The sequence below is a fragment of the Flavobacterium sp. genome, assembly GCF_027484705.1.
Classification (GTDB): Bacteria; Bacteroidota; Bacteroidia; order Flavobacteriales; family Flavobacteriaceae; genus Flavobacterium.
This window is the reverse complement of record NZ_JAIXSL010000024.1, coordinates 127,091-153,377: the sequence shown is the minus strand read 5'-3', so window position 1 is coordinate 153,377 and position 26,287 is coordinate 127,091. Positions and strand designations below refer to the sequence as shown.

Here is a 26,287-nt window from a genome sequence, read left to right as displayed (position 1 = left end):
TTTGGAAGAAAAGGAATTACATTACTTTAAAAATGCGCAGGAATGGCGGGAGTGGCTCCATGAACACCATGCCAAATCTAAAGGTGTCGAGTTGGTATTTTACCGGATCAACAGTGCGTTTGAAAGCATGCGTTGGGAAGAAGCCGTGCAGGTAGCGATTTGTTACGGCTGGATTGATTCGACCGTGCGCAAACTTGATGATGAAAGGCGCAAGCAAACCTTCACGCCGCGAAAAGACAAAAGCGTCTGGAGCAAACTCAATAAAACTTACATTGAAAAACTAATTGCGGAAAACCTGATGCATGAAAGCGGGCTCAGGAAAATCGAAATTGCCAAACAAAATGGCTCTTGGAGTACGCTCGATCATGTCGAAGAAAAAGTAATTCCCGAAGACTTACAAGTTGCTTTTGACAACAACGCTATAGCTTTCGAGAATTATATGAAGTTCAGCCCGTCGTATCAGAAGAGTTATCTTTATTGGCTCAATCAGGCAAAAAGACCGGAAACACGAAGCAATCGTATTGAAGAAATCATAAGGCTTTGCGAGCAAAATATCAAATCGCGCCCTTGATTTATTCATGATAAATTAAAAACACTTTTCCGCTTAAATTGTCAAAAAAGTATAGCTTTGTAGCGTAAAATCAAAGCCATGATTAACCCTTCTGCACCCGGCTGGATCGACAAATTTTTCACCGAACAAAAAGCTGTGAAGGCTATTGATTTGGCTGACGTCGATTTGTTTTACGACAAAATCCGCAAAACGGGTTTCATCTATGGGCACATCATTTCTTTTTCGATTGATAGTAAGACGAACCATGCAGGCTGGCTCAATGACGAAGTTTCTAAAGCGGCTTTGCTCAATGCGTTGTATCAGGTTTTTAAGCTCAACTCGAAGGATCAATCTTCAATACATTTCCTAAATCAGGCGGTTTCTTTTTACAATGAAATGAACCCACAGGGATTTACGTTGTTCAAAAAAGTCTTACCGAGCGCTTCACCAGCGTCAAACCTCGAAAAAATCATCGATGACCGCGTGCAGACCAATGACAACATCATCAGCAAAAACTTCTCGCATATCGTGACGAACGCTTTGCTTTTTGTGGATATATTGGCGTTTCAGCATTATCTGAATGAAGGGAAAATCCCTGAAAAATACCTCAAGAAATTAGAAGAAACCATCGTCAGTATTGTGACTTTGGCGCTCAAAACCAAATCGAACAAATCGCAGCACGATGATTTGCTGATCAAACTTTTTGAGGCTTCGGTGCGTTATAGCAAATTTTCCAAAGTCAATATTCAGAATCTGGAAGCCTTAGAATTGCAGTATTTTGAAAATCCGCTCGAACGTTATTATCTCATCGATATGGCGGGATTGGCGATGTGGAGCGACGGCAAAGTAGAAAACGACGAAGCTTATTTCTTATATTCCCTAGCGTCGACGATGAATGTTCCGGATCATTTTGTGGAAGAAAGTATTACGACCACCGATGCGTTTATTAAAAAATACCGAAAAGAAATTCCGTATTTCAATTACTCGAATCCCGTCAAACATTTTTACGATCAAACGACGCAACTCGTCGTGACTTTGATCAAACGAAACCAGAAAAGGTTGTCAAAAGAAATTTCTGAAAGCAAGGAATTGATGGTGCTGCTCGCCCATTCTACGAAACGCGATCTTGATAAAGAAGAAAAAAAGAAAGTCAAAAAGCAACTGCTCGACATCTGTAAAACCGTGCCTTCGCTGACTATTTTCCTGATTCCCGGCGGCAGTTTGTTGTTGCCGATCCTGATCAAATTCATTCCGCAATTGCTGCCTTCTTCTTTTAATGAAAATTTGGAAGATGAATAGTATTTAGCCAAGAAAAAGAGGTTTCAAAAATAGAAGCCTTATGAGTTTCTATAAAATCCAAATAGGCTTTGGCAACAGGACTTAAGGATTTATTTTTGAGCCAAACCAAACGCCAGTCTGTTGTAATGGGAAGCCCTTTGATGGCAATAATTTTCAACTCGCCCCTTTCCAATTCGTTTTTAATACCAATCAAGGGCATGATGGATATTCCTAATCCTGCTATTAATGATTGCTTTACGGCTTCGTTCGAAGTAAGTTGCAGCTTCATTCCGACAGTGATACCGCGAAGGCTTAAAAATTGCTCCATGGCCATTCTCGTTGCGGAACCATCTTCGCGATAAATGAGCGGTTGTTGCGTAAAAATATCTTCAATTTTGGTGTAATGGTCTGTGACGAGATCCTTGCTGGCTACCAAAAACAGTTTGTTTTCCAACAAAGTAGTACCCTCGAGCAATAAGTCTTTTGGAAGCACTGACACCAAAGCAAAATCTACTTTATTTTCTTTCAAGCTTTGAACTACTTTCGATTTATTAGTTACATCCATTTCTAATGCTACGCCTTTGTTGGTATTCATAAAATCTGACAAATAATAAGGCATAACGTATTTCCCGGTAGAAACAACAGAAATTCTTAACCGCCCTGAAATCATGCCTTTGAAGGCTGATGTTCTAAAGTTGATGGCATTCACTTCGTCGATGATTCTTTGTGCGGCAGCCGCAATTTCGTTTCCAAAATCGGTTACATAAAGTTGTCGCCCTACAATTTCTGTTAACGGAATATCAAACTGATCTTGAAAATTTCGCAATTGGATGGAAACGGCAGGTTGGGTTAAATGCAACTCTTCAGCAGCTTTAGTAATGCTTTTGGTTTGCGTAATTTTTAAAAATACTTGCAGTTGGTGTAAAGTATAATTCATAAATAATTTTTATGCTTTTCATTACAAATATAAATAAAAAAATATGATTTTAATGCTTCAACTTTGCCTTACAAATTTTAAACACAAAACCATGACGAGAATTACAGTGGCAAAAGGGGACGGAATTGGTCCTGAAATAATGGATGCTACACTAGACATTATTAAAGCGGCAGGTGCGCAAATCGAGATTGATGAAATTGAAGTCGGAGAAAAGGTTTACTTATCCGGAAATACTTCAGGAATTGCGAATCAATCGTGGGACATCATCAGAAAAAACAAAATCTTTCTTAAAGCGCCCATCACTACACCGCAAGGAGGTGGATATAAGAGTTTAAATGTGACCACGCGAAAGTTTTTAGGATTGTATTCTAATGTGCGTCCGTGTATGAGTTTGCACCCGTTTGTAGAAACCAAACACCCCAACATGGACATTGTGATTGTCAGAGAAAATGAAGAGGATTTGTATGCCGGCATCGAACACCAGCAGACCGATGAAGTGGTGCAGTGTTTAAAAATAATCAGCCGCCCGGGTTGTGAAAAAATTGTTAGATATGCTTTTGAATACGCCAAAGTATACGGCAGAAAAAAAGTGACCTGCTTTACGAAAGACAACATTATGAAGCAATCTGATGGTTTATTCCACCAGGTTTTTGATGAAATTGCAGCAGAATATCCAGAAATCGAGAACGAACATTGGATTATTGACATTGGTGCGGCAAAAATGTCAGACACTCCAGAAGTTTTTGACGTTATTGTAACACTCAACTTATATGGTGACGTACTTTCGGATATTGCTGCGCAAATCGCAGGTTCGGTTGGTTTAGCAGGATCGGCCAATATTGGAGAAGAATGTGCTATGTTTGAAGCCATTCACGGATCGGCTCCAAGACGTGCCGGACAAAATCTAGCCAATCCGTCGGGATTGCTGCAAGGCGCTATTATGATGCTCAACCATATCGGACAGACCGATGTGGCTGAAAAAGTTCAAAATGCTTGGCTAAAAACCATCGAAGAAGGCATCCATACCTATGATATTTTTAAAGAAGGCATCAGCAAACAAAAAATAGGAACCCAAGAATTTGCTAAAGCGGTAATAGCCAATTTAGGACAGCAACCTAACCTACTAAAAGCGGTTTCCTATGCCAAAGAAACAGCGTTACACTTGCCCAAATATGTCAAAAAACCGGCAGCAAAAAAAGAACTTGTCGGTGTAGATATTTTCGTGCATTGGAACGGAACTGATCCGAACGAACTCGCAGAAAAAGTGCAACAACTCAACCGAGAAAACATCAAACTTTCGATGATTACCAATCGGGGCATAAAAGTATGGCCAGACGGCTTTAGTGAAACATTTTGCACCGATCATTGGCGTTGCAGGTTCAAACCGGTTTCCACACATACGATTCCAAAAGAAGCCATTATTGGGCTTTTAACGGATGCGCATCAACGCAATATTGACACTATTAAAACAGAAAACCTATACGAATTTGATGGAAAACCAAGTTTTTCATTAGGCCAGGGACAATAAATTTAACGCTATGGAATTACACTTAATCAACGGACAATTCAGTACTCAGGAGGCTATCACTTTACTTACCGAAATGATCGCCGTAAAAATCAAATACCATGAAAAAAAAATCATTGATAACCACTATGAAGAAGATGTGAAAATGAGAGAGCAAAAAATAAAATTGCTCCAAAATGAATTGGCTGAATCCAGAAATTACATCCAAAATCAAAGCGGCAACATCAATATTAAAGGCACCATCAACATTGAAACCAATGAAAAATAAAACCCTAACATTCAAACTGATCGATGGCGAATTTTCTGCCGACGAAACTCAAAAAGTATTGATGTCGTTGGTAAACAATAAAATCGATTTTCACAATTTGTTCGCCTTTAGCAACCACATCCGATTCAATAACGATGTCCATGGTTCTAAAAAAAGAATCGAAGAACTCACCAAAACGCGCGATGAAATTATCAGTGTCACCAATGCTGCCAACCAAGAGGGCTATCATTTTAAAATCAGCAGTACCATTGATTTAGAATTGGTGAAACACGATATACCAAATAGTTAGTTACTCATGCTAAATTGAAATGAAACTATTTCAAAACAGAAAGCTCGTCATTGCCACAAAACATGGTAAAGAAAAGGTGATTGCTCCTATCCTTGAAAAAGAACTGGGTGTAAAATGTTTTGTTCCAGAAGATTTCGATACCGATCAATGGGGTACTTTTTCGGGAGAAATAGCACGGAACGAAGATGTACTGAATACCCTTCGCAATAAAAGTCTCCATGCTATGAAAAGGTATGATTGCGATTTAGCGATTGCAAGCGAAGGGTCATTTGGTGCACATCCGAGCATTTTTTTCGCACAAGCCGATGATGAAGCGCTGCTTTTTATGGATGCTAAAAATGATTTGGAAATTACCGCACGAGAAATTTCGTTAAACACAAATTGTGACGGCCGCACTATTGAGAACAAACAGGAATTGCTTGCTTTCGCCGAAAAAGTGTTATTTCCGTCTCATGGTTTAATCATGAAGTCGTCCGAAAACAATTTTAAGAAAGCCATAAAAGGAATTACAGACAAAAAAACCTTATTGGAAAGTTTCGAAAACATGACAAACGAATTTGGAACTGTTTATCTGGAAACCGATATGCGCGCGCTTTACAACCCCACTCGAATGGAAGTCATTGAAAAAGCGACATTGCAATTGGTGCAAACCATTAAAACACAATGCCCAAAATGCGATACGCCAGGATTTTCGGTAACTGAAATTCAGGAAGGATTGCCTTGCGAATGGTGTAAATCGCCGACCCGTTCTACTTTGAGCCATGTGTATGGTTGCAAAAAATGCCATTTTACTGTCGAAAAAAAATACCCCAATCAAAAAACAAAAGAAGATCCGATGTATTGTGATTTTTGTAATCCTTAAAATATGACTTTGATTTCAACAGACATTTCCAAAGCCGTTGCGCTACTCGATCAGGAAAAAAATGTGGCGATTCCTACCGAAACTGTATACGGTTTGGCGGGCAATATCTATAGTGAAAAAGCCATAAAAGGGATTTTCGAGTTAAAAAAACGCCCTTTGTTTAATCCGCTGATTGTTCACATCCATTCGATGAAGCAACTCGACGAATTGGCGAAACATATTCCAGATAAAGCCAAGGTTTTGGCCAATAATTTCTGGCCTGGCGCTTTAACCATTATTTTACCCAAAAAAGCGACTGTACCAGACTTGGTTACCGGCGGTAAACATACCGTAGCGATTCGAATGCCAGATCATCCTGTGATTTTATCGCTTTTGAGTGCCTTAAACTATCCTCTTGCTGCACCGAGTGCCAATCCTTTTGGTGCCATAAGCCCAACCAACGCTGTGCATGTGGCACATTATTTTTCAGACAGTTTGCCCATGGTATTGGATGGCGGAGCCTGCACAAAAGGAATTGAGTCTACCATCATTGGGTTCGAAAATAACCATCCGGTGTTGTACAGATTGGGTGCTATTTCTGTGGAAGCCATAGAAAAAGTCATCGGGAAAATCTCCTTAAAAAATAAAAACGAAACAAATCCTGAAGCCCCGGGCATGCTTGCAAAACATTATGCGCCAGCAACCACTACTTTTTTAAAAAGCAACATTGAAGCATTCTTACAACAACATACCGGCAAAAGTATCGGCGTTGTTGTGTTTCAGAATCGCATCGAAAGTCCTGCTATCAAGCATCAAGAAATACTATCTCAAGAAGGCCATTTAGAAGAAGCAGCATCCAATTTGTATGCAGCTTTGCATCGGTTAGACTCCATGAATTTAGATTTTATCGTCGCCGAAAAATTGCCCGACACCGGTTTAGGAAAATCCATCAACGACCGATTAGAACGCGCTACAAAAAGATAAGTTTCAAAGGCTGAATGATTGCAATGCTAATTCGAGAATTTCAGTTGGTATACTTCATCCAAATCAGTATTTGAACTCATGTTTACACCCAAATCGGTTACATATCCGGAATTCAAACCATAAGTCCAACCATGTAATGTCAAATCTTGCCCGCTGCGCCAAGCACTTTGTACAATGGAGGTTTTGGCTAAATCGAACACTTGTTCTTGCGCATTGACCTCTACGAATTTGTTAAAACGTTCTTCTTCATCTTCAATGGAATTCAAGTAGTTTTCATGCAATCGGTATACGTCTTTGATGTGTCGGATCCAGTTATCAATCAGACCTATTGATTGGTTTCCCATAGCTGCTTTGACACCACCGCAACCATAATGGCCGCAGACGATTACGTGTTTTACTTTCAAGACATTAACGGCATAATCCAATACGCTCAACATATTCATATCAGAATGCACCACCATGTTGGCAATATTTCTGTGAACAAAAACTTCTCCGGGTTTGGCGCCGATAATTTCGTTGGCCGGAACGCGGCTGTCTGAACAACCAATCCAAAGTAAGGGCGGATTCTGTCCTTTGGCCAAATCTTTAAAATATTCTTGATCCAAAGCCAGTTGAGATTCTACCCACTTTTTGTTGTTGTCTAGTATTTTCTTATAAAAATCTGCGCTCATAATAATTGGTGTTTTTAATGGATGTGGAAATATTAGGCTCCACGATTGGTTGTTATAAATGTAGAAAAAAAATGTCGGTATTCATGATGCGGATGACTATTCTGGAAACAATTCTTTTTTCACGATGACTCTTTTGGCGACATCATAATATTGCTCAAAGGTTACCTTGTTCGGAAACTCATCGGCGTTCTCTAATTGATAGCTTTTTTTGAATCCTTTGAGCTTGACTTTGATGCCCTCTTGTTTAGCCCGAATTGATTTGAATTCATGGATCAAGTCCAAGATGTCGTGCGCAATGTATACCGTATCCTGTGCATTGATGATGACTTTTGAATTTTCGGGAATTTCCTTCAGTGTTGATTTGATTGCGGCTTTATTTAAAAACGAAACTTCCTGCGCCAGATCGATGTGGATGATATCACCGTCGGCATAAGCTTCTTTTCTGAAACTGTAAGCCCGTTTGAGATTGCCTTTCAAAACGAAAATGATACTGATGACAATTCCAAGCGCAACGCCTTTGAGTAAATCCGTGAAAACAACCCCGACCAAAGTCGCGATAAATGGAACGAATTGGTATTTTCCTTTTTCCCAGAAATGAACAAAAGTTGCGGGTTTGGCCAATTTATATCCTACCATCAATAATACTGCAGCGAGTGTAGCCAGCGGAATCTTATTCAGAATGGCCGGAATAATCATCACACTGAGCAACAACATGACGCCATGGATCATCGTAGACATTTTCGATTTGGCACCGGCGTTATTGTTGGCAGAGGTTCTGACCACGACCGAAGTCATCGGTAAACCACCTAAAAGTGAGCTCAGCATATTTCCGATTCCCTGTGCTTTAAGTTCGATATTGGTGTCGGTGTAGCGTTTTTGGGCATCCATTCTGTCGGCAGCCTCGATGCATAACAAGGTTTCTATCGAAGCCACAATCGCAATGGTCAGGGCAATCACCCACACTTTGGAATTGGTTACTGCCGTAAAATCGGGAAGCGTGATGATGGCTTTCAATTCTTCAACGGAAGTGGGAACCGGCAACGAAACCAGATGTTGTTTTTGAATGGTGAGCATACTTCCAGTGGCGGTAAAAATTTCATTTAAAACAACACCCAGAATCACGGCAACCAAAGCGCCAGGAATCAATTTCAGTTTTTTCAAAGCCGGAATTTTATCCCAGGCAATCAAGATGGTTAATGATAGCACTGTAATGATAATTGAACCCAACTGCACATGATTCAACAAAGCCGTCAAGGCAGAAACGGTATTACTTCCGTCCAATTGCAGGAATGCCTCGTCGCCTTCAAAATCACTGTCGTATCCAAAAGCATGTGGCAGTTGTTTGAGGATGATAATGATTCCGATTCCGGCAAGCATTCCTTCAATGACATTCGTCGGGAAATAATTCGAAATGCTTCCAGCCTTGATGAATCCTAGCAATAACTGGATCAAACCCGCAATGAAAACGGCGGTCAGGAAAATATTGAAAGCGCCTAAGTCTGTTATTGCCGTTAATACAATGGCTGTCAGACCTGCTGCCGGGCCGGAAACACTAAGTTGCGACTGGCTCAAATAACCGACCACGATGCCTCCGATGATTCCCGCAATAATTCCTGAAAACAACGGTGCACCCGATGCCATCGCAATCCCCAAACATAGCGGAAGCGCCACTAAAAAAACCACTAAACCTGAAGCGAAATCAGATTTAAGGTTCGCCAAAATATTGATTTTTTTTGTCATGATACCTTATTAAAGTTGAATACAAAGCGTTGGTTCCCTATTGAAAAAAAGAGAACAATTTGTGAAATAAAAACGATGTATTAAACCTGTTCAGGCGGTGGAATGAAGATTGTCGAAGCAATGTTGTCATGCTTGGACAAATTCTCTGAATGAATGAGACTTGAAGTTGTAGTTTGAAATAAAATTAAAGCATACGTCGGTTCGAGTTTGAGTTCGGCCTTCACTTCCTTGTGAACCAATTCTTCTTCTGAGCTGCTGTAGAAATATGAAGTATCGGTACTTTTCTTAATCACGCTTACAATCGTCGGCGTAGCAAGAAAAGCAATGAAAACGATCAGAAATAGTTTGGCTATTAACTTCATGTCGGCAAATGTAACGGTTCAGTGTTGTATTCAAAAACCGCTGTCGGAAATTTAAAATAAAATTAACAACCATAAAAAAGCCAAAACAAAATTAATGCTTTGGCTTATCTAATTTATGTAATGGACTTATTCCTGCAACCAGGCTTGCATCATCCATAAGGTTTTCTCTTGTTCGGCAATGAAATCGCTCATCATGCTGTTGGTGCCTTCATCATTGATTTCGCCGGCTTGATCGAGAATGACCCTTTCAATTTTCAACAAACCTGATAACGAGTTCACTATAAGTTGGATCGCAACCACATCGGTGTGGATATCTTTCCCAACGTCAAGTTTGCTGTTTCTGATGTAATCTTCGAAAGTATGCAGCGGAGTGCCACCTAAAGTGAGTACACGCTCGGCAATCAGGTCGATTTTGAGTTGGCTGTCGTTGTAGAGTTCTTCGAATTTCACGTGAAGATTAAAGAAATTCTTTCCGCGGATATTCCAGTGTATGCCTCGTAAATTCTGATAATAGACTTGAAAATTGGCCAAAAGAATGTTGAGTTCGGCAATCAATACTTCGGTCTCTTTGACCGGCAATCCTAAGATATTTGTTTTCATGATTTTTTTATTTGAAACAAAGTTAAAGATAATGCATCGGCAATACTATAGTTTAAATTGATAGTTTTTATATTTGCATCAAAATAGACTATAAAATGACCATTACCCAACTTCAATACGTTCTGGCGGTTGCCGAATATAAAAATTTCACACTGGCTGCTGAAAAGTGTTTTGTGACGCAACCGACACTCAGCATGCAAATCCAAAAAGTCGAAGAAGAACTCAACATCCAGATTTTCGACCGCAGCAAAAAACCTATCCAGCTCACTGAAATCGGGCATAAAATTGTGAATCAGGCGAAGAATATCGTCAATGAAGCCGACCGCATGCAGGATATCGTCGAACAGCAAAAAGGTTTTATTGGCGGTGAATTCCGTTTAGGGATCATACCGACGATTATGCCTACGTTGTTGCCGATGTTCCTCAATAATTTCATCAAGAAATACCCGAAAGTCAAACTCATCATCGAGGAATTGAACACTAACGAAATCATCGCCAAACTCAACAACGGTCATCTCGACGCCGCAATTGCCGCGACGCCATTGATGGAAGAAAAAATCAAGGAAATCGTACTGTATTTTGAACCTTTCATGGCATACATCCCGCAATCGCACAGGAATTATTCCAAAGAAGAAATCGAAGTAAGCGACCTCAATATCGATGAGATTTTGTTGTTGCAGGACGGACATTGCTTCCGCGATGGTATTTTGAACTTGTGCAAAAATGTGGGCAGAAATGACTCGAACCGGTTTCAGCTTGAAAGCGGGAGTTTCGAAACGTTGATTAAACTAGCTGATGAAGGATTGGGCATTACGCTGCTTCCTTATTTACATACTTTAGATTTGAAGGAAAGCGACAAAGCCAAACTCAAACATTTTAAAGAACCGAAACCTGCGCGCGAAGTCAGTTTGATTTATCCCAAAACAGAACTTAAAATCCAGATTATTGATGCTTTAAGAGCCACAATTGCTGGTGTAATCAAAGGCGCAATCGTTTTCCAAAATGTGGAAATTATCAACCCGATGGCTAAAAAGTAATCTTCTGTAAAATATAAATTGCACTAATGTACACTTGTTATCGTGCGCATTAGTGCAAGTTTTTAAAGTCGAAGAACGAACCAAATAGTTCTTTTTCCGCATTAGTTTACAATGCTTATATATTGCTGCAGTTCAGGCTTTTCAGTAGTAAAGTTGGTCAACCATTTCTTTAATTGTTCAAGCTCATAAGGCAACAAATTTTTGATTGCTTTGCGTAATTCTTTACAAAAAAGAACCGGATCGAAGCTCACTCTCTCGAGCACCGATTTCGTGTAGTCGTAGATCATTCTAGGCATAATGATAAGATTTAGGGGTTATCTTAATAAGAACGTTTGGTAAATGTAAAAGAAAAAAACATTCACCACAAGACGAAATGCTAAAAAATATCGTTTAAACGTTAAAAAATTCGATGAAATACACTTTTTTAAATTTAAACAAAGATTTATCTTACAGTAATTTAATATGTTTTGGCCAACTAAATCGATATAGTACATTAAAAAAGGAGCCATTTAAGCTCCTTTTAGTTTTATGGGTTCACATAAATAAGACACTGCCTTAGTTCGGGTTTTTCAACGGTGTAATTCAAAAGCCATTCTGTAAGTTGTTCAATCTCATAAGGCAGAAGCACTTTTAATGCTTTTTCTAATTCTTTACAAAAAAGTAAAGGGTCGAAACTCACTCTTTCGAGGATGTTTTTGGTGTAAGCAAACATGGTTCTTTTCATAAAATAAAATTACCTTTTTGGATTATTGTGCTGGTTGATGGTAACATTAAATCAAATTTAATTAAAAAAGAATTCGTTTTTACAAATGAAATGTTAATTGGCAATAGCATGCTTAACTAATTTTTGGAAGCGCGAAACATCTCCCGTTTTCCGGGCGGTCCGGGCAGTTTTTCAACGGTAAAGCCGACTTCTATCATACTTCTTTTGACGACACCGCGAGCCGCATAAGTCACCAGAATTCCTTTTGGTTTCAGGGCGTTATACATTTTTTGAAAGATTTCCGTGCTCCACAATTCGGGTTGCACTCGATAGCCGAAAGCGTCAAAATAAATCAAAGCAAAGGTTTCAACATCATCAATAGCGTCAAAAAACTGTTGCCTTTTGGTGAGTGAAAAAGTGTTGGAAATCGATATTTTTTCTTCCCACGGAGCCGTGTGCATTACGTCAAAAATGGTCTTTTCATCACTGGCATTCAATTCGTTAACGTAATTCATAGAAGCAATTTCCTCTGGCGCTACAGGATAAGCTTCAACACCGACATAATCAACATCAATGTTTAACTTTTGGGATTCAATATAAGTAATAAAAGCGTTGAGTCCGGTTCCGAATCCGATTTCCAATATGGCAATTGATTTTCCCGCGAACAACGAAAGTCCGTTTTGGATAAAAACGTGTTTAGCTTCCTGGATCGCACCGTGTTTCGAATGGTAATGCTCATCCCATTCCGGCAAATGAATGGTCGTCGAACCGTCTGCCGTGCGGATGATTTCTCTTTTCATTATGGAATGTAAAGTTTTTTGATCCTTGGAATCGGCCCGCCGCATTTTTCCTGATGGCACGAAATACAAGCATCTACTCCGTCATTGAAATGCTTTTTAGCGTTTTTTGGATCTTGATAAATCAATTCCTGTGCTTTGATGAACGCCGCGGCCTGTTGCTTGAAAAAAGCGTCATTATCCTGTTCGTCAGTCATCACAGCCTTATGAATCTTCAGAAAATGGTTTGGAAACTTGCCAATGGTATCGCCATTTTTAATCCTTTCCTTGAGCCGTTGGTTATCGACGTACATTTGTTCCATCAAGGCGGCCATTTCCGACATTTCATACATCTTAAACCTGCTTCCGGATTTTTTTGAATCGCAGGTTTCCTCTTTCTTAGCAGGCGCCACAACTTTCTCTTTTTTTGTACAGCTTAAAATGACAAGGCAGCCCAAAAGAAAAATAAATTTCCTCATTATTCTTTGATTAATACACCGTCGGCTTCAAAAGAATACGAAGTTTCTGGCTTGGTGATTTTTTCGATTTCAGCTTTTGACTTTCCTGCGTCTTTAGCATAATGACGAAGCTCAGCAACCGATTCAACACTCACAAATGCTTTACCATTAACGATGACTTCACTGCCTGCGGAATTCAGAGGCATAAAGAACGCATAGTCTTTAAATTTTACAAAAGCACTTTTCCCTTTACCTAGTTGCAGGTTCATCCAACAGCCTTTTTTGGAACATACGTCAACTATTTTAGAACTAAATTTTACCTTAATAGTATCACCCGCTTTTAACTTAGCGTACTTAGCCGTCATTTGCTCTTTTGAAATGGCGCCGTCTTTAGAAATCTTGGCTCCAAAGGAAGCATACTTTTCATTAGTATTGGTTTTGTTCTGTGCGTTTGCTGAAGAAACCAAGATCAACAGCATCAAAATAATTTTTTTCATATGCTAAAATATTAAAGCGATTAATATGTATTGGTCGGACAAAAATAAAAGGTTTATTGATACAATCGAACGCATTAATTTTATTATTTTAGCCGAAATTAAAACCGAACATTTTATCTGATTAAAATATCGATTTTTACGCGTTCATAACCAGTCAGTTACCCTTTTATTTTACCTTAAATCCCAACTGTAAATGAGTTCAAATACCACTCACGAAATCGATATCGTAACCGTTCCCGCTTCAAAAATTGACACCGTTGATTTTGAAAACCTTTCATTCGGAAGTGTTTTCACCGATCATATGTTCGTCTGTGATTTTCGCGAAGGAAAATGGAACAAACCACAAATCAAGCCCTACGAACCTTTCATGATTGATCCTTCAGCGAAAGTATTCCACTACGGACAAGCCATATTTGAAGGCATGAAAGCCTACAAAACGGAGCAAGATGAAGTTTGGTTGTTCCGTCCCGATCAAAACCTCAGCCGACTCAATAAATCCGCTGTGAGAATGGCGATGCCAGAATTACCTGAAGACATTTTCATGAGCGGTTTGCATCAATTGATCGATCTGGAACGCAATTGGGTCAAAAAAGGCATGGGAAATACGTTGTATATCCGCCCGTTTATGATTGCGATTGGTAGTGGCGTTATTGCCGCACCATCGACACAATATCGTTTTATGATTATCCTTTCGCCGGCCAAATCTTATTATTCAGGTGAAGTGAAAGTGTTGATTGCCGATCATTACAGCCGCGCCGCCAATGGTGGGATTGGAGCTGCAAAAGCTGCCGGGAATTACTCCGCGCAATTCTATCCGACGAAACTCGCCAACGAGAAAGGTTTCCAGCAAATCATCTGGACTGATGATGCCACGCATACCAAACTTGAGGAAGCCGGAACGATGAATGTTTTTTTCAGAATCAATGATACTTTATATACAGCGCCAACCAGCGAAAGAATCCTTGATGGTGTCACGAGAAAAAGCCTAATTGATCTTGCCAAACGCGACGGCATCAAAGTGGAAGAGCGCTCTGTGTTGGTTTCTGAATTGATTGAAGCTTCAAAAGATGGCAGCCTCAAAGAAATTTTTGGAGCCGGAACCGCTGCAGTAGTCAATCCGATTGCGGGTTTTTCTTATGAAGATGTGTACTACGAAGTGCCGAAACAAGAACATTCTGTAGCTTTGGAATTGAAAGATAAGTTGACGAATATTCAATATAAATTAGCCGAAGATACTTTTGGGTGGACGGTGAAAGTTTAGACACGGCTGCGCCTTAAGACACGCTTCGCTTAGGACACGCCCTACGGGCTTTAGATACGCTACGCTTAAGACCATTCAAAGAATAAAAAAACCGGAAGTTAGAATGCTTCCGGTTTTTTTATTGACTTTTATTCTGTCCAAAGCCCGTAGGGCGCGTCTTAAGGCGTAGCCGTGTCCTGAGCGAAGCGTGTCTGTAGCATAGCGTGTCCATCAAATAATCTTTGAAAAATCCGGTTTAAAATAATTCGGGCCTTTCATCACCTTGCCGTCTTCGCGATAAATCGGTTTTCCGTCTTCACCAAGTTTGCTCATGTTACTGCGCTGGATTTCATCAAAAACTTCCTCGATTTTGTCTTGCAATCCGTGTTCGATGATGGTGCCACATAAGATGTATAGCATATCGCCCAAAGCGTCGGCAATCTCCACTAGATCTTTATTCTGAACGGCTTCGAGGTATTCTTCATTTTCTTCTTTCATCAGATTGAAGCGAAGCATATTCTTGATTTCGCCCAAATCGGCTCTGGGATTTTCGCTGTGTCCGATCGCAAAAGCGGTGTGGAATTCGGTAACGGCCTGAAGTTGTTTCTGCATGATTTTTAATATTAATTGACGACGCAAAATAGCTGATTTTGATTGCAATTGATTAAATTTGGCAAAAAAATTATCATCATGTTTTCAACCGGACAATGGATTTTTGCCGCTTTGTTTTTCATCACTTTTGTAATTGTCATTACGTTTTCGTATCGAAAAGATATTGCGGTGCACAAACTGTTTTACAAAGGAAATTATAAAGTATTGATTGCATTTCTTTTATTCATTGTGATGCTTTTTATGATCAAGTTCACTATGAAACGCTAATTCAATTCATAAAAAAACGCTTCCAAATCTGAAAGCGTTTTTTTATTATATAGTTTCTGTTTAATTTTCATCAGGAAGGAAACTATAGTCTTTAGAATATTGCAACATCTGATCGGCGAATGATTCCGGTTGTGTTACGATGATATCCTTAATGTTTCCTTTAGCATCCATTTGCGGAACCAACACCGGATTTACAAAACCATTGTAAGGCGCATTGGTGAATTGTTTGTTTCTTTCGAGCACTTCGGCATGTAGTTTTTGATCTACTTTCACGCCGTAATTCTCCACAAGATTCTTTCCTGCATTGAAATCGCCTTCAGATTTGATACGTTGTACTTCGCGCAACAATTGTCCGAACAATTCGTGCAGTTTTTCGTAATTGGTGATGTTGTAATAGGTTTTACCGTTGCGGGTCAGTTTTTCGATGACATTGTCTTTCTGGCCTTTTTCAAAAACCCAACCACTCACCCATTGGCGGTTTCTCATGTGAGCTTCCTCGATATTCGCACCGAGTTCCAAACGCACCAATTGCGTCATCAGACCGTTTCTGATATAACTATCGTACGATTCCATACCGACTTTTTTCCAGTCATCAACCAAACCAAGTTCCTGCAATTTCGGGTTGTATAAATAGTATAAACCAACCAAATCCGCACGGCCTTCTTCCAAAGTCGAGGCATAGCTTTTTAAAGTTTCTTTTGGTGTTCCTACACCGTCATTGATCTGGCCTGAAGCATGACCAACGACTTCATGCAAAGCCGTGTGCAGTTTATCGCCGATTTCTCCGTATTTCTGAGCCAATGCGATTTCTTCAGGATCATTAGCGAACTCTAATAATTTTCCTTTTCCTGCCGATTTCGCATAAGCATCAATAATGTTACCTAATGAAACGGACTTCGAACCATACTCCGCGCGGATCCAGTCGGCATTCGGAAGGTTGACTCCAATAGGTGTGCTTGGTGATGAATCACCCGATTCTCCCGCAACAACCACTGTTTTATATGAAACGCCTACTACGTTTTTCTTTTTGTGCTCGGGTTGCAAAGGCGAATTGTCCTCAAACCATTGGGCGTTTTTTGAAACGACTTCCATTTTGGCGGACATGTCGAAATCCTTAATCTGAACTACACCTTCGTATGAACCGCGGTAGCCGAGCGGATCGTTATACACTTCTATGAAACCGTTGATATAATCGATGTTGCCTTCGGTAGCCTGAAGCCATGCGATGTTGTAATCGTCCCAGGTTTTTAAATCGCCTGTTTTGTAGAAACTAATTAGCAATCCAAGTGCATCAGCTTGTTTCTGGTTTTCAGCAACGCTTTTAGCTTTTTCCAACCAATATGTTATTTTATCGATGGCTGCTCCGTACATTCCTCCGCTTTTCCAAACTTTCTCTTCAAGCTGGCCTTTAGCATTTCGAACCAATTTTGAGTTCAATCCGTAGGAATATGGTTTTTTGGCATCAGGGCTTTTCATTTTAGAGTAAAAATCCTCAACTTCTTTAACTTCTATGCCTTTGTCATAAAAATTAATAGCAGAACCTGCCAACAAACCTTTCGACTCATCAAGATTGACTTTTTTGGCATCGGCATCGTTGTAAAGGATATCGACAATTTTTGCATCAAGCTTGGTTTTGGTGGCTTTCAGCAAGCTATTGAGGTATTCTTTTGGAAAACCAGGCTTAATTTTATCGCTCGCATAATGATGGTGGATTCCGTTGGAAAACCAAACACGTTTGAGGTAAATTTGAAATTTTTTCCAATTATCAGTGGTTTTGTCACCTTTGTAAGTTGTATATACTTTCTCAAGCGCTTTTCTGATTTTGAGGTTGTATTTATAATGTTGATCCCACATGATATCGCGTCCGGAATTTCCAGCTTGCGTGAGATAGTACACGAGTTGTTTTTCTTTGAGCGTCAATTTGTCCCAACCGGCAATCTGGTAGCGCAACACGCGGATATCGGCAAATTGTTCGACGACATAATCAAAATTGGCATCTTCTTTCGCAGATTTTGATTGTGCGCTTCCAATGAATGAAAAACAAACCGCGATGATGACACAGGTAAAATTTACTAATTTCATTATAAAAATATTTAAGTATTGATTTAAAAATTGCTAACAAATATAACATAGTTTCTTTAAAAATGTGATGAAATGGAACTTGATTCTGCAGTAAGGAATTTATAAAATTGATTCGAAGTCTGAATAAAATTTCTAACTTTACAGGGTTACCAACCTATGCACTATGAGAATTCTGAAATATCTTTTCCTACTATTATTATTGGCCCTTTTTGCAACTACCGTTTATGTTGCGACGCTCAAAGGCGATTTTGATGTCAAGACTACGGCATTCATTAAATCCCCGAAAGCAACATTGTTCAATTATGTCAATGATTACAGGAATTGGGAAACTTTCGTATCTTGGAAAAAGGAAGACCCGAAAGCGCAATTTTACTATCCCAAAAACACCGTCGGAAATGGTGGTTCTTGTTCTTGGAAAAGCGCTGATGGAGAAGGCGACATGAAAACCATCGCTCTGAAAGATAACGAAATGATCCACCAAAAAGTAAACTTCAACGGTTCTGAATCAGTTTCAACCTGGGAATTTAAAGATACGCTTGGCGGAACTAAAATCACCTGGCGTTCGAAAGGCCAAATGAGTTTTAAGTTCAAAATGTATTCGCTTTTGCAGGGCGGCGCGACCCAGACTTTTGGTAGCATGCAGGAAAAAACACTGACCAATCTCGACAAGACTTTGGTTTACGAAATCAATACCTACAAAATCAAATTGGATGGCGTGGTAAAAAAACTTGGGACGTTTTATCTGAAACAAACCATTACGAGTAAAATCAGTAAAATTCCTTACAACCTAAGGATTATGATTCCACAGATGATCCGTTTTTTTACTAAGAACAATATAGTGATGTACGGAAAACCGTTTGTGATTTACCATACTTATGACACAGCCAACGGCATCAGTAAATTATCAGTTTGCATTCCGGTTAAGGAAGAAATCCATACGAGCGAAGGTAGCGATATCACTTCAGGATTGCTGTATCCGTTTCAAGCGGTGAAAACCACTTTAACCGGTGATTATTCGCACACGCGCGAAGCTTGGAACAAAACGCTCGACTATCTTAAAAAGAACAATCTGAACGAAAATACCGAAGGAACGCATATGGAAGTCTACAGCAAAAACATGGTGCAGATTGCAAATCCGTCGCAATGGGTTACGGAAATCTATGTTCCTATAAAGGCAAAAGAAGCTGCGGTACCGAAACCCGTAATTCCAAAAACCGACCAAAACAATCCGGCAGAAACCGTTATTACGCCTGCAACCGAAAATAAAACACCTTAAATTTTTACAGCTGCGTTAAACCATTGCGTTAAAATAAATTCCAATAAAGAAAATTGGCTTGGAAGAACTGGAATTCATAGCAACTTTACTGGATCCGAAAACGCAGAATGTCGCGTTTCAAAAACTGTTGTCCGAGTATCAAAGACCATTATACAGTCACATTCGAAATATTGTACTGAATCATGATGATGCCGATGATGTGTTGCAGAACACTTTCGTGAAAGTCTTCCAGCATCTCAAAAACTTCAAAGGCGAAAGCAAATTATTCTCGTGGATGTACCGCATAGCGACGAATGAAGCCATTACTTTCATCAACAAAAAAGCGAAACGCAACGGCATTACGAGTGAAGCTATGCAAACCAGAATTGTCGAAAACCTCAAAGCGGATGATTATTTTGACGGCAACGAAATCCAGATCAAATTGCAGAAAGCTATTGCACTTCTACCGCAGAAACAGCAGTTGGTTTTTAAAATGCGATACTATGAAGAGATAAAATATGAAGATATGTCTGAGATTTTGGGAACTTCGGTCGGAGCTCTAAAAGCTTCGTACCATCATGCGGTGAAGAAGATTGAAAATTATATGACCTCCAATTAAACTTAATTCCATTAAATTTGTCCAACGACCATGAAAGCATTTAAACTTGATGACGAACCTAAAATAACTTCCGGATTTAAAGTCCCGGAGGCTTATTTTGATGACCTTCAAAGCAAAGTGAACCAACGCTTGCAGGAAGATGAAACACCGGTCATTTCATTATTCGCACAAAGAAAAACCTGGATAATGGCTATTGCAGCGGTTTTTATTATCGCTTTGACCATTCCGCTAATCCATTACATGAATCGTTCTTCAACGGAAATCGACAAAGGTACTTTAGAGAATTATCTCACCAATCACGCCGACATCAGTGACGATGATATTGTGGAATTATTTAATGAGAATGACATCCAGAAAATGAAAGTCGATTTAAAAATTGATGATAAAGAACTCGAAGACATTCTCACCGCTGATGGCAACGTTGAAGATTATATTGTTGATTAACAATCCTAAAAATATACCTATGAAAACCCATAAAATGATATTCTTATTCGTGCTTTTGACCACTTCGTTTTCGTTTGCACAACCATTGTTGAAACAGAAAAAAGAACAGATCAAAGCGCTTAAAGTAGCTTACATTACTGAGGAACTCAACCTCACTTCTGAAGAAGCTGCAAAATTCTGGCCTTTGTACAATTCGTTTGAAGACAAGCAAAAAGAGTTTAAAAAGGAAAAAAAACGCGCCTACCTTGATCGTATGGATGGCAGTGAAATTGATAAAATGACTGATAAAGAAGCCACGGCGTTCTTAATCCAAATGGAAAACACTGAAGATGAATTGTATCAGTTGCGCAAAAAATTCATTACGAGTCTGAAAGGCGTCATTCCTCCAATGAAAATCATCAAGCTGAAAAAAGCCGAGGAAGGATTCAACCGAAAACTATTGAAACAGTACCGAGACAACAGGAATTAATTGAATTTCTATTTAAAATCGAGTTTAAAAATACCGCTTCTGCCCGCAGCAACAGCGGTATTTTTATTTAAGAACCTCAAAGTATAAAGCTCTTTGGTTTCGAACAATAATTTCCAAGTTTCGCCATAATCATGCGAATACCATAAGCCGTTTCCTGCCACACAAACCATCGCCGAACCTTTGCTTTCTGGCACAAATTGAATGCAGGAAGCATAACCGAACCCTTCATGCTCGCCAACCAATTTCCACGTTTTTCCGCCATCGAAAGTCATGGCTTTGTTGCTGAAATTTTCGTTTTGCTTTTCATAATTCCCGCCGGCGATCACACCTATTTTATTGTTGTAAAAATCCGCTGTGTAAATTCCAGTCATTTCCAGACCCTGAACAATCGGAGTTTCAAAAGTTTTCCAGTGATTTCCTTTATCAGATGAATGGAAAATGCGTGCTTTCTTTCCACCGGTCACGATCCAGCTGTCGTTTCCCTTGATGACGATGTTGCTGTTGCTTGCGGCAAAAGCGGCTTCACCATCGACCACTTTTGGCAATTTATTACACGGGATTTTCTGCCATGAATCACCACCATCTTTGGTGCGAATTATCGAAAGACAATCTGCAACAGGATCACCAATAGCAATTCCTTCTTGTTCATTCCAGAATTGCATGCTGTCGTAAAAAACTTTCTCGTGACTTTCGATGTAAACACGCTTGCTTTGAGACAAATCATTTGAGTGTTTATAAAGTTGCGCTGGGTTTCCGATACTCAAAATAAAAACTGCCTTGGAAGTTTTGGCAATGCTTCTGAATTCCATGGGATTATTGGCACCAAGAAGTAAAAATTGCGTTTTCTTTTTGTCGGTATAATTTACGAACCCGTTCCGTCCCTGATCGCCGGCATAATAAACTTTATCATCGGTTGGAATAATCGCACGACAATTGATTTTATCGCTTAAAAGAGTATCGACAGCTACCGATTGAAAAAAATCAAGACCTTCATGCATTTTTTTTGTAGCACAAGCTGAGAGCAGACAAAACAAGGAAAACAGTAAGATTCTCATGTGGATGATTTTAAGCGAATTTACGATTATTAACATAAAAATGGGAAACTACAAAATTTTAATGGCACAGTAATTGAAAAACCGCGGTTAGATTATCATTCCAAGTTTTTGATTGTGAATGATTTATTATTAATCAAAAAACCAACGTCATGAAAACCAAAATTATTTTTTCCGCTTGTGTGACTTTCCTTTTTGCCTCTTCCCTATTAGCCCAAGACCGAACCACGGTCAATGCAATGAGTTCCGAAATCAGTGATAACTTAGACCTTCGGGCAATTGCTTCCATCTTCGGAGACGCTAAAAATCTTGAAGATTTCGAAAGACAGCTTAACGATCCGAAAATTCAAATCTCAAATCTCGATTTGAATGATGACAACCAAGTTGATTATTTAAGAGTCATTGAATCGGTTGAAGAAAACACACACCTCATCATAGTGCAGGCGGTTTTAGGAAAAGATACTTTTCAGGACGTAGCTACCATTGAAGTAGAAAGAGACCGCGACAACCAAGTGCAAGTACAGGTTGTAGGTGACGTTTATATGTATGGACAGAATTATATTTACGAACCGGTTTATGTAAGTACTCCCATCATTTACACCACGTTTTGGACGCCACGCTACCGTCCGTATTGCTCCGTATGGTATTGGAATTATTATCCGACCTATTATTTTGCCTGGAATCCTTGTCCGGTTTTCAGATACCGTCACAACATCAACATTCATTTGAATTTCAACAACCATTACAATTATGTGACTACAAGAAGATGTTCAAGAGCGGTCATAATGCACCAACCTATAAGAGCCAACTATTGCGAGAGAACTTATCCTACACGCGCCTTCACCTACAGAAATACCAGTTATGCAAACCGTTATGAATTAGACCGTACAAGAACCGTAAGAAATGGTGGTCACCAAAAAGATTTGGCTTACACCAATACCAGAAACAATGGTCGCAACAATGATCCGATTAAACAAACTACAAGAAGCGAATCATCATACACCGGAACAAGATCTAACGGCAGAAACAATGATCCGATTAAGCAAAGTACCAGAAGCGAATCTTCATCCAACGGAACAAGAACAATTGGAAGAAACAATGACCCAATCAAACAAAGCACAAGAAATGAAGATTACCAAGGCCAAAGAACAAGAGCCGAAAACACGACGAGATACGATCGTCCTACAGGTGGCGTAAAATCTCCCGTAGCCAACAATGAAGGCCGAAGCCGCGAAAGGTTTTCAACCCATGAAAACCGGACTGAAACCAGAAATAACAATGCACGGGATAACAGTTCGCCGCGAGGTGAAAGAGGTAACAGACGATAATACATTCTATTTATTTCATAAGAAACACTGCCATTGCGGTGTTTTTTTATTTCCTATAATTTAGATTCAAATCGTTTAATAAAAATAAATGGCTATTTTTAATAAATATGTATTTATAATAGTAAATTTGTCCTCTTTTTTTAATAGTTTTTTATGAGCTCTCAACATCATGGCCTACACAGTAAACTCACTTTCGGTGGATTACTAATTTCCCTTGGGATTATTTATGGTGATATTGGAACCTCACCTTTGTATGTAATGAAAGCCATACTGGGTCTCGATTTCGCCATCAACAAAGATTTGGTTCTGGGCGGAATTTCCTTAGTCTTTTGGACGCTGACCCTACAAACAACAATCAAATACGTCCTCATCACATTGAGTGCCGACAACCACGGTGAAGGAGGGATTTTCGCCTTGTACGCTCTGGTCAAACGTACAAAAATTAAATGGCTCATTATTCCTGCGATTATTGGTGGAAGTGCTTTGCTGGCAGACGGAATTATCACGCCTCCGATTTCCGTTTCCTCAGCCGTTGAAGGGGTTCGTACGTTTTATCCTCAAATCAACACTATTCCGATTGTCATTGGAATTTTAGTCATCCTGTTTACGATTCAACAATTCGGAACCAAGCTCGTCGGGAAATTTTTTGCCCCAATTATGCTGATTTGGTTTATGATGTTGGGCATTGTAGGTGCACTACAGATTATAGGAAATTATGAAGTCCTCAAAGCCATCAACCCCTATTATGCCTATAAGATATTAATTGCCGATGATGGTGTGAATCCAGAAGGTTTTTTTATTCTCGGGTTTGTCTTTCTATGTACCACCGGAGCCGAAGCTTTGTATTCTGACATGGGACATTGCGGTAGGAAAAACATCCGCATCAGCTGGATTTTTGTAAAAATCACTTTGGTGCTCAACTATTTCGGACAAGCGGCTTATCTCATTAAACACGAAGGCGAAACGCTCAGAAGTATTGGAGGAGCCAATGCAAATCCGTTTTATTTGTCGATGGCAAGCTGGTTCCAGCCCATTGGAATTGTTATTGCAACTTTAGCAGCGGTGATTGCATCTCAAGCCTTGATTAGCGGGTCATTTACCTTAATAAATGAAGCGATGCGATTGAATTTCTGGCCTAAAGTCAAAATCAAATATCCAACTGAATTGAAAGGCCAGCTCTACATTCCATCGATTAACTGGCTGTTGTTGTTAGGTTGTATTGGAATCGTTATTCACTTCGAAGAATCCAGTAACATGGAGCATGCGTACGGATTGGCGATCATTTTATGTATGATCATGACGACGATATTGCTCAATTATTATCTGATCATGAAACGCGTCAAGTGGTATTTCCTTTTCCCATTGATTACGATTTATCTGATTATTGAACTGAGTTTCTTCGTGGCAAACATCACCAAATTTGCCGATGGCGGTTACGTTACTTTATTCATTGCCATTGCGCTGATTTCGATTATGACCACTTGGTATATGGCGAAACAGATCAGCAAAACCTATACGAAATTTGTTAAGATTGACAATTACAAAAAAGTGCTTGCCGAACTCAGCGTCGATTTATCGATTCCAAAATATGCCACACATTTAGTGTACATGACCAATGCCGGAAGAACCGACGAGATTGAGGAAAAAGTAATGTATTCGATCTTACAGAAACGCCCGAAAAGAGCTGACATCTATTGGTTCGTGCACGTCAACATTTTGAGCGAACCCTACCGTTCCGAATACAAAGTGACCGAAGTCATCAAAGATGATTTGTTCAGAATCGATTTCAATTTAGGATTCCGCGAACCAACGAAAATCAATTTGATGTTTAAGGAAGTGCTTACCGATATGGTGAAAAATGGCGAAGTCGATGTCACGAGCCGCTACGAATCTTTGAACAAAAACAACATCCTCGGCGATTTCAAATTCGTCTTGTCTGAGAAATTCCTATCGAACGATTCAGATTTGCGTTGGCACGAGAAGGTGATTATGAATACTTACTTCCTGATCAAAAAATTCAGCCTCTCAGAAGAAAACGGTTTCGGATTGGACAGCAGTTCGGTCAAAATCGAAAAATTCCCGATGGTGCTTCACCCGCCGGAAAAAATCTGTCTGACGCGCATCAATTAAAGGGCTTGCAAACTGCGTATTAAACTGTACCTTTGCACCTCAATGACAAAAAATGAGATTACACCGAAATTTAGTATACACTACCATCGATTCCCTAAATGCGATTTTCAACGAAGGGGAATATGCCGATAAAGTAGTCGCCAGAGCCTTAAAAAAAGACAAACGCTGGGGAAGTTCCGACCGCAAATTCGTGGCCGAAACCATCTATGAAATCGTACGTTGGAAACGTTTATATGCCGAAATTGCCGAAGTCAAAGAACCTTACGACCGTGATAATTTATGGAGAATGTTCGCTGTCTGGGCCGTTTTGAGAGGTTATCCGATTCCCGATTGGAGACAACTCGAAGGCACACCCGAACGCAAAATAAAAGGTAGATTTGACGAATTATCGAAAATCAGAGCTTTCCGCGAATCCATTCCGGATTGGATGGATGCTTTAGGCGTGAAAGAACTGGGCGAAAAAGTCTGGACTAAAGAAATTGCTGCGCAAAACCAACCCGCGAAAGTGATTCTCAGAGTGAATACACTCAAAACAACCAAGGAAAAATTAAGAGCGATCTTAATGGACCTCAACATCGAAACCGAATTTTTAAAAGACCAACCCGACGCTTTAGTGCTCAAAGAAAGAGCGAATGTATTTTTGACTGATGCTTTTAAAGAAGGATTTTTTGAAGTACAGGATGCCAATTCACAATTGGTTGCCGCGTTTTTAGATGTAAAACCGGGCATGCGTGTCGTCGATACTTGCGCCGGAGCTGGAGGAAAAACCTTGCACATCGCTTCCTTGATGGAAAACAAAGGCCAACTCATTGCGATGGATTTGTACGAAAGCAAACTCAAGCAATTAAAACTAAGAGCCAAAAGAAACGGCGCGTTCAATATCGAATACCGCATTATAGATTCGACAAAAGTCATTAAAAAACTTTACGAAAAAGCCGACCGTGTCTTAATCGATGCGCCATGCAGCGGATTAGGTGTTTTAAAAAGAAACCCTGATGCGAAGTGGAAATTACAACCCGAATTCATCGACAACATCCGAAAAGTGCAATCCGAGGTTTTAGAAAGCTATGCTAAAATCGTAAAACCCGGCGGAAAGCTTGTATATGCTACATGTTCAGTCTTACCATCTGAGAATCAGGAACAAATTAAACATTTTTTAACTACCGAGACTGGTAAAAACTTTACTTTTGTAAGAGATTCCAAAATCCTTGCGTCAGAATCAGGATTCGACGGATTTTATATGGCACTCCTCGAAAGAGCAACAAATTAATTA

The 26,287-nt window shown here is 39.7% G+C and carries 30 protein-coding genes; 17 read left to right on the top strand and 13 right to left on the bottom strand.

Annotated features, from left to right (window positions below; genetic code table 11):
• Position 1: 1 nt before the first annotated feature.
• Positions 2-571 (top strand): YdeI/OmpD-associated family protein, encoded by a 570-nt coding sequence (locus Q0058_RS14250; protein WP_298225113.1) that lies wholly within the window; start codon positions 2-4, stop codon positions 569-571.
• A gap of 78 nt (positions 572-649) precedes the next feature.
• Positions 650-1,849 (top strand): LETM1-related biofilm-associated protein, encoded by a 1,200-nt coding sequence (locus Q0058_RS14245; protein WP_298225111.1) that lies wholly within the window; start codon positions 650-652, stop codon positions 1,847-1,849.
• Here the strand turns inward: Q0058_RS14245 and Q0058_RS14240 are convergent.
• Positions 1,824-2,765, bottom strand: a complete 942-nt coding sequence (locus Q0058_RS14240) for a LysR family transcriptional regulator (protein WP_298225108.1) — start codon at positions 2,763-2,765, stop codon at positions 1,824-1,826. The genes Q0058_RS14245 and Q0058_RS14240 overlap by 26 nt on opposite strands.
• A gap of 91 nt (positions 2,766-2,856) precedes the next feature.
• Here Q0058_RS14240 and Q0058_RS14235 point away from each other — a divergent pair, with 91 nt between their 5' ends.
• Genes Q0058_RS14235 through Q0058_RS14215 form a run of 5 tightly spaced genes read left to right on the top strand, consistent with a single transcriptional unit; the run spans position 2,857 to position 6,672 of the window.
• On the top strand, positions 2,857-4,293 hold the full coding sequence (locus Q0058_RS14235; RefSeq protein ID WP_298225106.1) for an NADP-dependent isocitrate dehydrogenase: 1,437 nt from the start codon (positions 2,857-2,859) through the stop codon (positions 4,291-4,293).
• Positions 4,294-4,303: 10 nt separating this feature from the next.
• Positions 4,304-4,558, top strand: coding sequence for a hypothetical protein (locus tag Q0058_RS14230; protein ID WP_298225104.1), 255 nt, complete (start codon positions 4,304-4,306; stop codon positions 4,556-4,558).
• A complete protein-coding gene (locus tag Q0058_RS14225; RefSeq protein WP_298225102.1) occupies positions 4,548-4,847 on the top strand; it encodes a hypothetical protein in 300 nt (99 codons plus the stop codon). Before Q0058_RS14230 ends, Q0058_RS14225 begins: the two co-directional genes overlap by 11 nt.
• A 19-nt stretch (positions 4,848-4,866) precedes the next feature.
• Positions 4,867-5,709 (top strand): DUF6671 family protein, encoded by an 843-nt coding sequence (locus Q0058_RS14220; protein WP_298225100.1) that lies wholly within the window; start codon positions 4,867-4,869, stop codon positions 5,707-5,709.
• A gap of 3 nt (positions 5,710-5,712) precedes the next feature.
• The gene (locus tag Q0058_RS14215; RefSeq protein WP_298225098.1) at positions 5,713-6,672 is read left to right on the top strand and encodes an L-threonylcarbamoyladenylate synthase; all 960 of its coding nucleotides are present in this window, start codon (positions 5,713-5,715) and stop codon (positions 6,670-6,672) included.
• 26 nt (positions 6,673-6,698) lie between these two features.
• Here Q0058_RS14215 and can read toward each other — a convergent pair whose 3' ends face one another.
• From can to Q0058_RS14195, 4 genes are all read right to left on the bottom strand, one after another.
• Complete coding sequence (can, locus tag Q0058_RS14210; protein WP_298225096.1) at positions 6,699-7,343, bottom strand: carbonate dehydratase; 645 nt, start codon at positions 7,341-7,343, stop codon at positions 6,699-6,701.
• 96 nt (positions 7,344-7,439) lie between these two features.
• Positions 7,440-9,083 carry a SulP family inorganic anion transporter gene (locus tag Q0058_RS14205; RefSeq protein ID WP_298225094.1) on the bottom strand — a complete coding sequence of 548 codons (1,644 nt, stop codon included), beginning with the start codon at positions 9,081-9,083 and terminating at the stop codon, positions 7,440-7,442.
• Positions 9,084-9,163: 80 nt separating this feature from the next.
• Positions 9,164-9,445, bottom strand: coding sequence for a hypothetical protein (locus Q0058_RS14200; RefSeq protein WP_298225092.1), 282 nt, complete (start codon positions 9,443-9,445; stop codon positions 9,164-9,166).
• A gap of 126 nt (positions 9,446-9,571) precedes the next feature.
• Complete coding sequence (locus Q0058_RS14195) at positions 9,572-10,045, bottom strand: Dps family protein (RefSeq protein ID WP_298225090.1); 474 nt, start codon at positions 10,043-10,045, stop codon at positions 9,572-9,574.
• 95 nt (positions 10,046-10,140) lie between these two features.
• Here Q0058_RS14195 and Q0058_RS14190 point away from each other — a divergent pair, with 95 nt between their 5' ends.
• On the top strand, positions 10,141-11,082 hold the full coding sequence (locus Q0058_RS14190; protein ID WP_298225088.1) for a LysR substrate-binding domain-containing protein: 942 nt from the start codon (positions 10,141-10,143) through the stop codon (positions 11,080-11,082).
• Positions 11,083-11,183: 101 nt separating this feature from the next.
• On the opposite strand, the gene Q0058_RS14185 is transcribed toward Q0058_RS14190, so the two are convergent.
• The 5 genes from Q0058_RS14185 to Q0058_RS14165 form a co-directional block, all read right to left on the bottom strand.
• The gene (locus Q0058_RS14185) at positions 11,184-11,378 is read right to left on the bottom strand and encodes a hypothetical protein (RefSeq protein WP_298225086.1); all 195 of its coding nucleotides are present in this window, start codon (positions 11,376-11,378) and stop codon (positions 11,184-11,186) included.
• A gap of 230 nt (positions 11,379-11,608) precedes the next feature.
• Positions 11,609-11,806 carry a hypothetical protein gene (locus tag Q0058_RS14180; RefSeq protein WP_298225084.1) on the bottom strand — a complete coding sequence of 66 codons (198 nt, stop codon included), beginning with the start codon at positions 11,804-11,806 and terminating at the stop codon, positions 11,609-11,611.
• 116 nt (positions 11,807-11,922) lie between these two features.
• A complete protein-coding gene (mnmD, locus tag Q0058_RS14175; protein WP_298225082.1) occupies positions 11,923-12,585 on the bottom strand; it encodes a tRNA (5-methylaminomethyl-2-thiouridine)(34)-methyltransferase MnmD in 663 nt (220 codons plus the stop codon).
• On the bottom strand, positions 12,585-13,040 hold the full coding sequence (locus Q0058_RS14170; protein WP_298225080.1) for a hypothetical protein: 456 nt from the start codon (positions 13,038-13,040) through the stop codon (positions 12,585-12,587). The genes mnmD and Q0058_RS14170 overlap by 1 nt, the downstream gene beginning before the upstream one ends.
• On the bottom strand, positions 13,040-13,516 hold the full coding sequence (locus tag Q0058_RS14165) for a DUF4920 domain-containing protein (protein ID WP_298225078.1): 477 nt from the start codon (positions 13,514-13,516) through the stop codon (positions 13,040-13,042). The genes Q0058_RS14170 and Q0058_RS14165 overlap by 1 nt, the downstream gene beginning before the upstream one ends.
• A 193-nt stretch (positions 13,517-13,709) precedes the next feature.
• On the opposite strand from Q0058_RS14165, the gene Q0058_RS14160 reads away from it, so the two are divergent.
• Positions 13,710-14,777, top strand: coding sequence for a branched-chain amino acid aminotransferase (locus Q0058_RS14160; protein ID WP_298225075.1), 1,068 nt, complete (start codon positions 13,710-13,712; stop codon positions 14,775-14,777).
• Between the two features lie 210 nt (positions 14,778-14,987).
• On the opposite strand, the gene Q0058_RS14155 is transcribed toward Q0058_RS14160, so the two are convergent.
• On the bottom strand, positions 14,988-15,368 hold the full coding sequence (locus Q0058_RS14155) for a nucleoside triphosphate pyrophosphohydrolase family protein (RefSeq protein WP_298225073.1): 381 nt from the start codon (positions 15,366-15,368) through the stop codon (positions 14,988-14,990).
• Positions 15,369-15,446: 78 nt separating this feature from the next.
• Here Q0058_RS14155 and Q0058_RS14150 point away from each other — a divergent pair, with 78 nt between their 5' ends.
• Positions 15,447-15,635 (top strand): hypothetical protein, encoded by a 189-nt coding sequence (locus Q0058_RS14150; protein WP_298225071.1) that lies wholly within the window; start codon positions 15,447-15,449, stop codon positions 15,633-15,635.
• A gap of 60 nt (positions 15,636-15,695) precedes the next feature.
• Here the strand turns inward: Q0058_RS14150 and Q0058_RS14145 are convergent, their stop codons facing one another.
• Positions 15,696-17,717, bottom strand: coding sequence for a dihydrofolate reductase (locus Q0058_RS14145; RefSeq protein WP_298225069.1), 2,022 nt, complete (start codon positions 17,715-17,717; stop codon positions 15,696-15,698).
• Positions 17,718-17,880: 163 nt separating this feature from the next.
• On the opposite strand from Q0058_RS14145, the gene Q0058_RS14140 reads away from it, so the two are divergent.
• The 4 genes from Q0058_RS14140 to Q0058_RS14125 are packed head-to-tail and all read left to right on the top strand — an operon-like array spanning position 17,881 to position 20,504.
• Entirely contained in the window at positions 17,881-18,993 is a 1,113-nt protein-coding gene (locus tag Q0058_RS14140; protein ID WP_298225067.1) for a GyrI-like domain-containing protein, read from the top strand.
• Between the two features lie 58 nt (positions 18,994-19,051).
• On the top strand, positions 19,052-19,591 hold the full coding sequence (locus Q0058_RS14135) for a sigma-70 family RNA polymerase sigma factor (protein WP_298225064.1): 540 nt from the start codon (positions 19,052-19,054) through the stop codon (positions 19,589-19,591).
• Between the two features lie 30 nt (positions 19,592-19,621).
• Positions 19,622-20,035 carry a hypothetical protein gene (locus tag Q0058_RS14130; RefSeq protein WP_298225062.1) on the top strand — a complete coding sequence of 138 codons (414 nt, stop codon included), beginning with the start codon at positions 19,622-19,624 and terminating at the stop codon, positions 20,033-20,035.
• Between the two features lie 19 nt (positions 20,036-20,054).
• Positions 20,055-20,504, top strand: coding sequence for a sensor of ECF-type sigma factor (locus tag Q0058_RS14125; RefSeq protein WP_298225060.1), 450 nt, complete (start codon positions 20,055-20,057; stop codon positions 20,502-20,504).
• A gap of 8 nt (positions 20,505-20,512) precedes the next feature.
• Here Q0058_RS14125 and Q0058_RS14120 read toward each other — a convergent pair whose 3' ends face one another.
• Positions 20,513-21,559 (bottom strand): oxidoreductase, encoded by a 1,047-nt coding sequence (locus Q0058_RS14120; protein ID WP_298225058.1) that lies wholly within the window; start codon positions 21,557-21,559, stop codon positions 20,513-20,515.
• A 149-nt stretch (positions 21,560-21,708) separates the two neighbouring features.
• On the opposite strand from Q0058_RS14120, the gene Q0058_RS14115 reads away from it, so the two are divergent.
• The 3 genes from Q0058_RS14115 (at position 21,709) to Q0058_RS14105 (ending at position 26,284) form a co-directional block, all read left to right on the top strand.
• Positions 21,709-22,884: a hypothetical protein gene (locus Q0058_RS14115; RefSeq protein ID WP_298225056.1), complete on the top strand. Its 1,176-nt coding sequence runs from the start codon at positions 21,709-21,711 to the stop codon at positions 22,882-22,884.
• Positions 22,885-23,037: 153 nt separating this feature from the next.
• Positions 23,038-25,014, top strand: a complete 1,977-nt coding sequence (locus Q0058_RS14110; protein ID WP_298225054.1) for a KUP/HAK/KT family potassium transporter — start codon at positions 23,038-23,040, stop codon at positions 25,012-25,014.
• Positions 25,015-25,066: 52 nt separating this feature from the next.
• The gene (locus tag Q0058_RS14105; RefSeq protein WP_298225052.1) at positions 25,067-26,284 is read left to right on the top strand and encodes a methyltransferase domain-containing protein; all 1,218 of its coding nucleotides are present in this window, start codon (positions 25,067-25,069) and stop codon (positions 26,282-26,284) included.
• The last annotated feature ends 3 nt before the right edge of the window (positions 26,285-26,287 follow it).

Bases quoted from the DNA above. Each gene is read 5' to 3' on its own strand.
- Q0058_RS14235 (WP_298225106.1), top strand. From the start codon at position 2,857: ATGACGAGAATTACAGTGGCAAAAGGGGACGGAATTGGTCCTGAAATA.
- Q0058_RS14125 (WP_298225060.1), top strand. From the start codon at position 20,055: ATGAAAACCCATAAAATGATATTCTTATTCGTGCTTTTGACCACTTCG.
- Q0058_RS14185 (WP_298225086.1), bottom strand. From the start codon at position 11,378: ATGCCTAGAATGATCTACGACTACACGAAATCGGTGCTCGAGAGAGTG.
- Q0058_RS14170 (WP_298225080.1), bottom strand. From the start codon at position 13,040: ATGAGGAAATTTATTTTTCTTTTGGGCTGCCTTGTCATTTTAAGCTGT.
- Q0058_RS14120 (WP_298225058.1), bottom strand. From the start codon at position 21,559: ATGAGAATCTTACTGTTTTCCTTGTTTTGTCTGCTCTCAGCTTGTGCT.
- Q0058_RS14105 (WP_298225052.1), top strand. From the start codon at position 25,067: ATGAGATTACACCGAAATTTAGTATACACTACCATCGATTCCCTAAAT.
- Q0058_RS14220 (WP_298225100.1), top strand. From the start codon at position 4,867: ATGAAACTATTTCAAAACAGAAAGCTCGTCATTGCCACAAAACATGGT.
- Q0058_RS14195 (WP_298225090.1), bottom strand. From the start codon at position 10,045: ATGAAAACAAATATCTTAGGATTGCCGGTCAAAGAGACCGAAGTATTG.
- Q0058_RS14230 (WP_298225104.1), top strand. From the start codon at position 4,304: ATGGAATTACACTTAATCAACGGACAATTCAGTACTCAGGAGGCTATC.
- Q0058_RS14110 (WP_298225054.1), top strand. From the start codon at position 23,038: ATGAGCTCTCAACATCATGGCCTACACAGTAAACTCACTTTCGGTGGA.
- Q0058_RS14240 (WP_298225108.1), bottom strand. From the start codon at position 2,765: ATGAATTATACTTTACACCAACTGCAAGTATTTTTAAAAATTACGCAA.
- Q0058_RS14155 (WP_298225073.1), bottom strand. From the start codon at position 15,368: ATGCAGAAACAACTTCAGGCCGTTACCGAATTCCACACCGCTTTTGCG.
- Q0058_RS14205 (WP_298225094.1), bottom strand. From the start codon at position 9,083: ATGACAAAAAAAATCAATATTTTGGCGAACCTTAAATCTGATTTCGCT.
- Q0058_RS14140 (WP_298225067.1), top strand. From the start codon at position 17,881: ATGAGAATTCTGAAATATCTTTTCCTACTATTATTATTGGCCCTTTTT.
- Q0058_RS14190 (WP_298225088.1), top strand. From the start codon at position 10,141: ATGACCATTACCCAACTTCAATACGTTCTGGCGGTTGCCGAATATAAA.
- Q0058_RS14150 (WP_298225071.1), top strand. From the start codon at position 15,447: ATGTTTTCAACCGGACAATGGATTTTTGCCGCTTTGTTTTTCATCACT.
- Q0058_RS14225 (WP_298225102.1), top strand. From the start codon at position 4,548: ATGAAAAATAAAACCCTAACATTCAAACTGATCGATGGCGAATTTTCT.
- Q0058_RS14180 (WP_298225084.1), bottom strand. From the start codon at position 11,806: ATGAAAAGAACCATGTTTGCTTACACCAAAAACATCCTCGAAAGAGTG.
- Q0058_RS14130 (WP_298225062.1), top strand. From the start codon at position 19,622: ATGAAAGCATTTAAACTTGATGACGAACCTAAAATAACTTCCGGATTT.
- Q0058_RS14160 (WP_298225075.1), top strand. From the start codon at position 13,710: ATGAGTTCAAATACCACTCACGAAATCGATATCGTAACCGTTCCCGCT.
- Q0058_RS14165 (WP_298225078.1), bottom strand. From the start codon at position 13,516: ATGAAAAAAATTATTTTGATGCTGTTGATCTTGGTTTCTTCAGCAAAC.
- mnmD (WP_298225082.1), bottom strand. From the start codon at position 12,585: ATGAAAAGAGAAATCATCCGCACGGCAGACGGTTCGACGACCATTCAT.
- Q0058_RS14115 (WP_298225056.1), top strand. From the start codon at position 21,709: ATGAAAACCAAAATTATTTTTTCCGCTTGTGTGACTTTCCTTTTTGCC.
- can (WP_298225096.1), bottom strand. From the start codon at position 7,343: ATGAGCGCAGATTTTTATAAGAAAATACTAGACAACAACAAAAAGTGG.
- Q0058_RS14145 (WP_298225069.1), bottom strand. From the start codon at position 17,717: ATGAAATTAGTAAATTTTACCTGTGTCATCATCGCGGTTTGTTTTTCA.
- Q0058_RS14200 (WP_298225092.1), bottom strand. From the start codon at position 9,445: ATGAAGTTAATAGCCAAACTATTTCTGATCGTTTTCATTGCTTTTCTT.
- Q0058_RS14245 (WP_298225111.1), top strand. From the start codon at position 650: ATGATTAACCCTTCTGCACCCGGCTGGATCGACAAATTTTTCACCGAA.
- Q0058_RS14215 (WP_298225098.1), top strand. From the start codon at position 5,713: ATGACTTTGATTTCAACAGACATTTCCAAAGCCGTTGCGCTACTCGAT.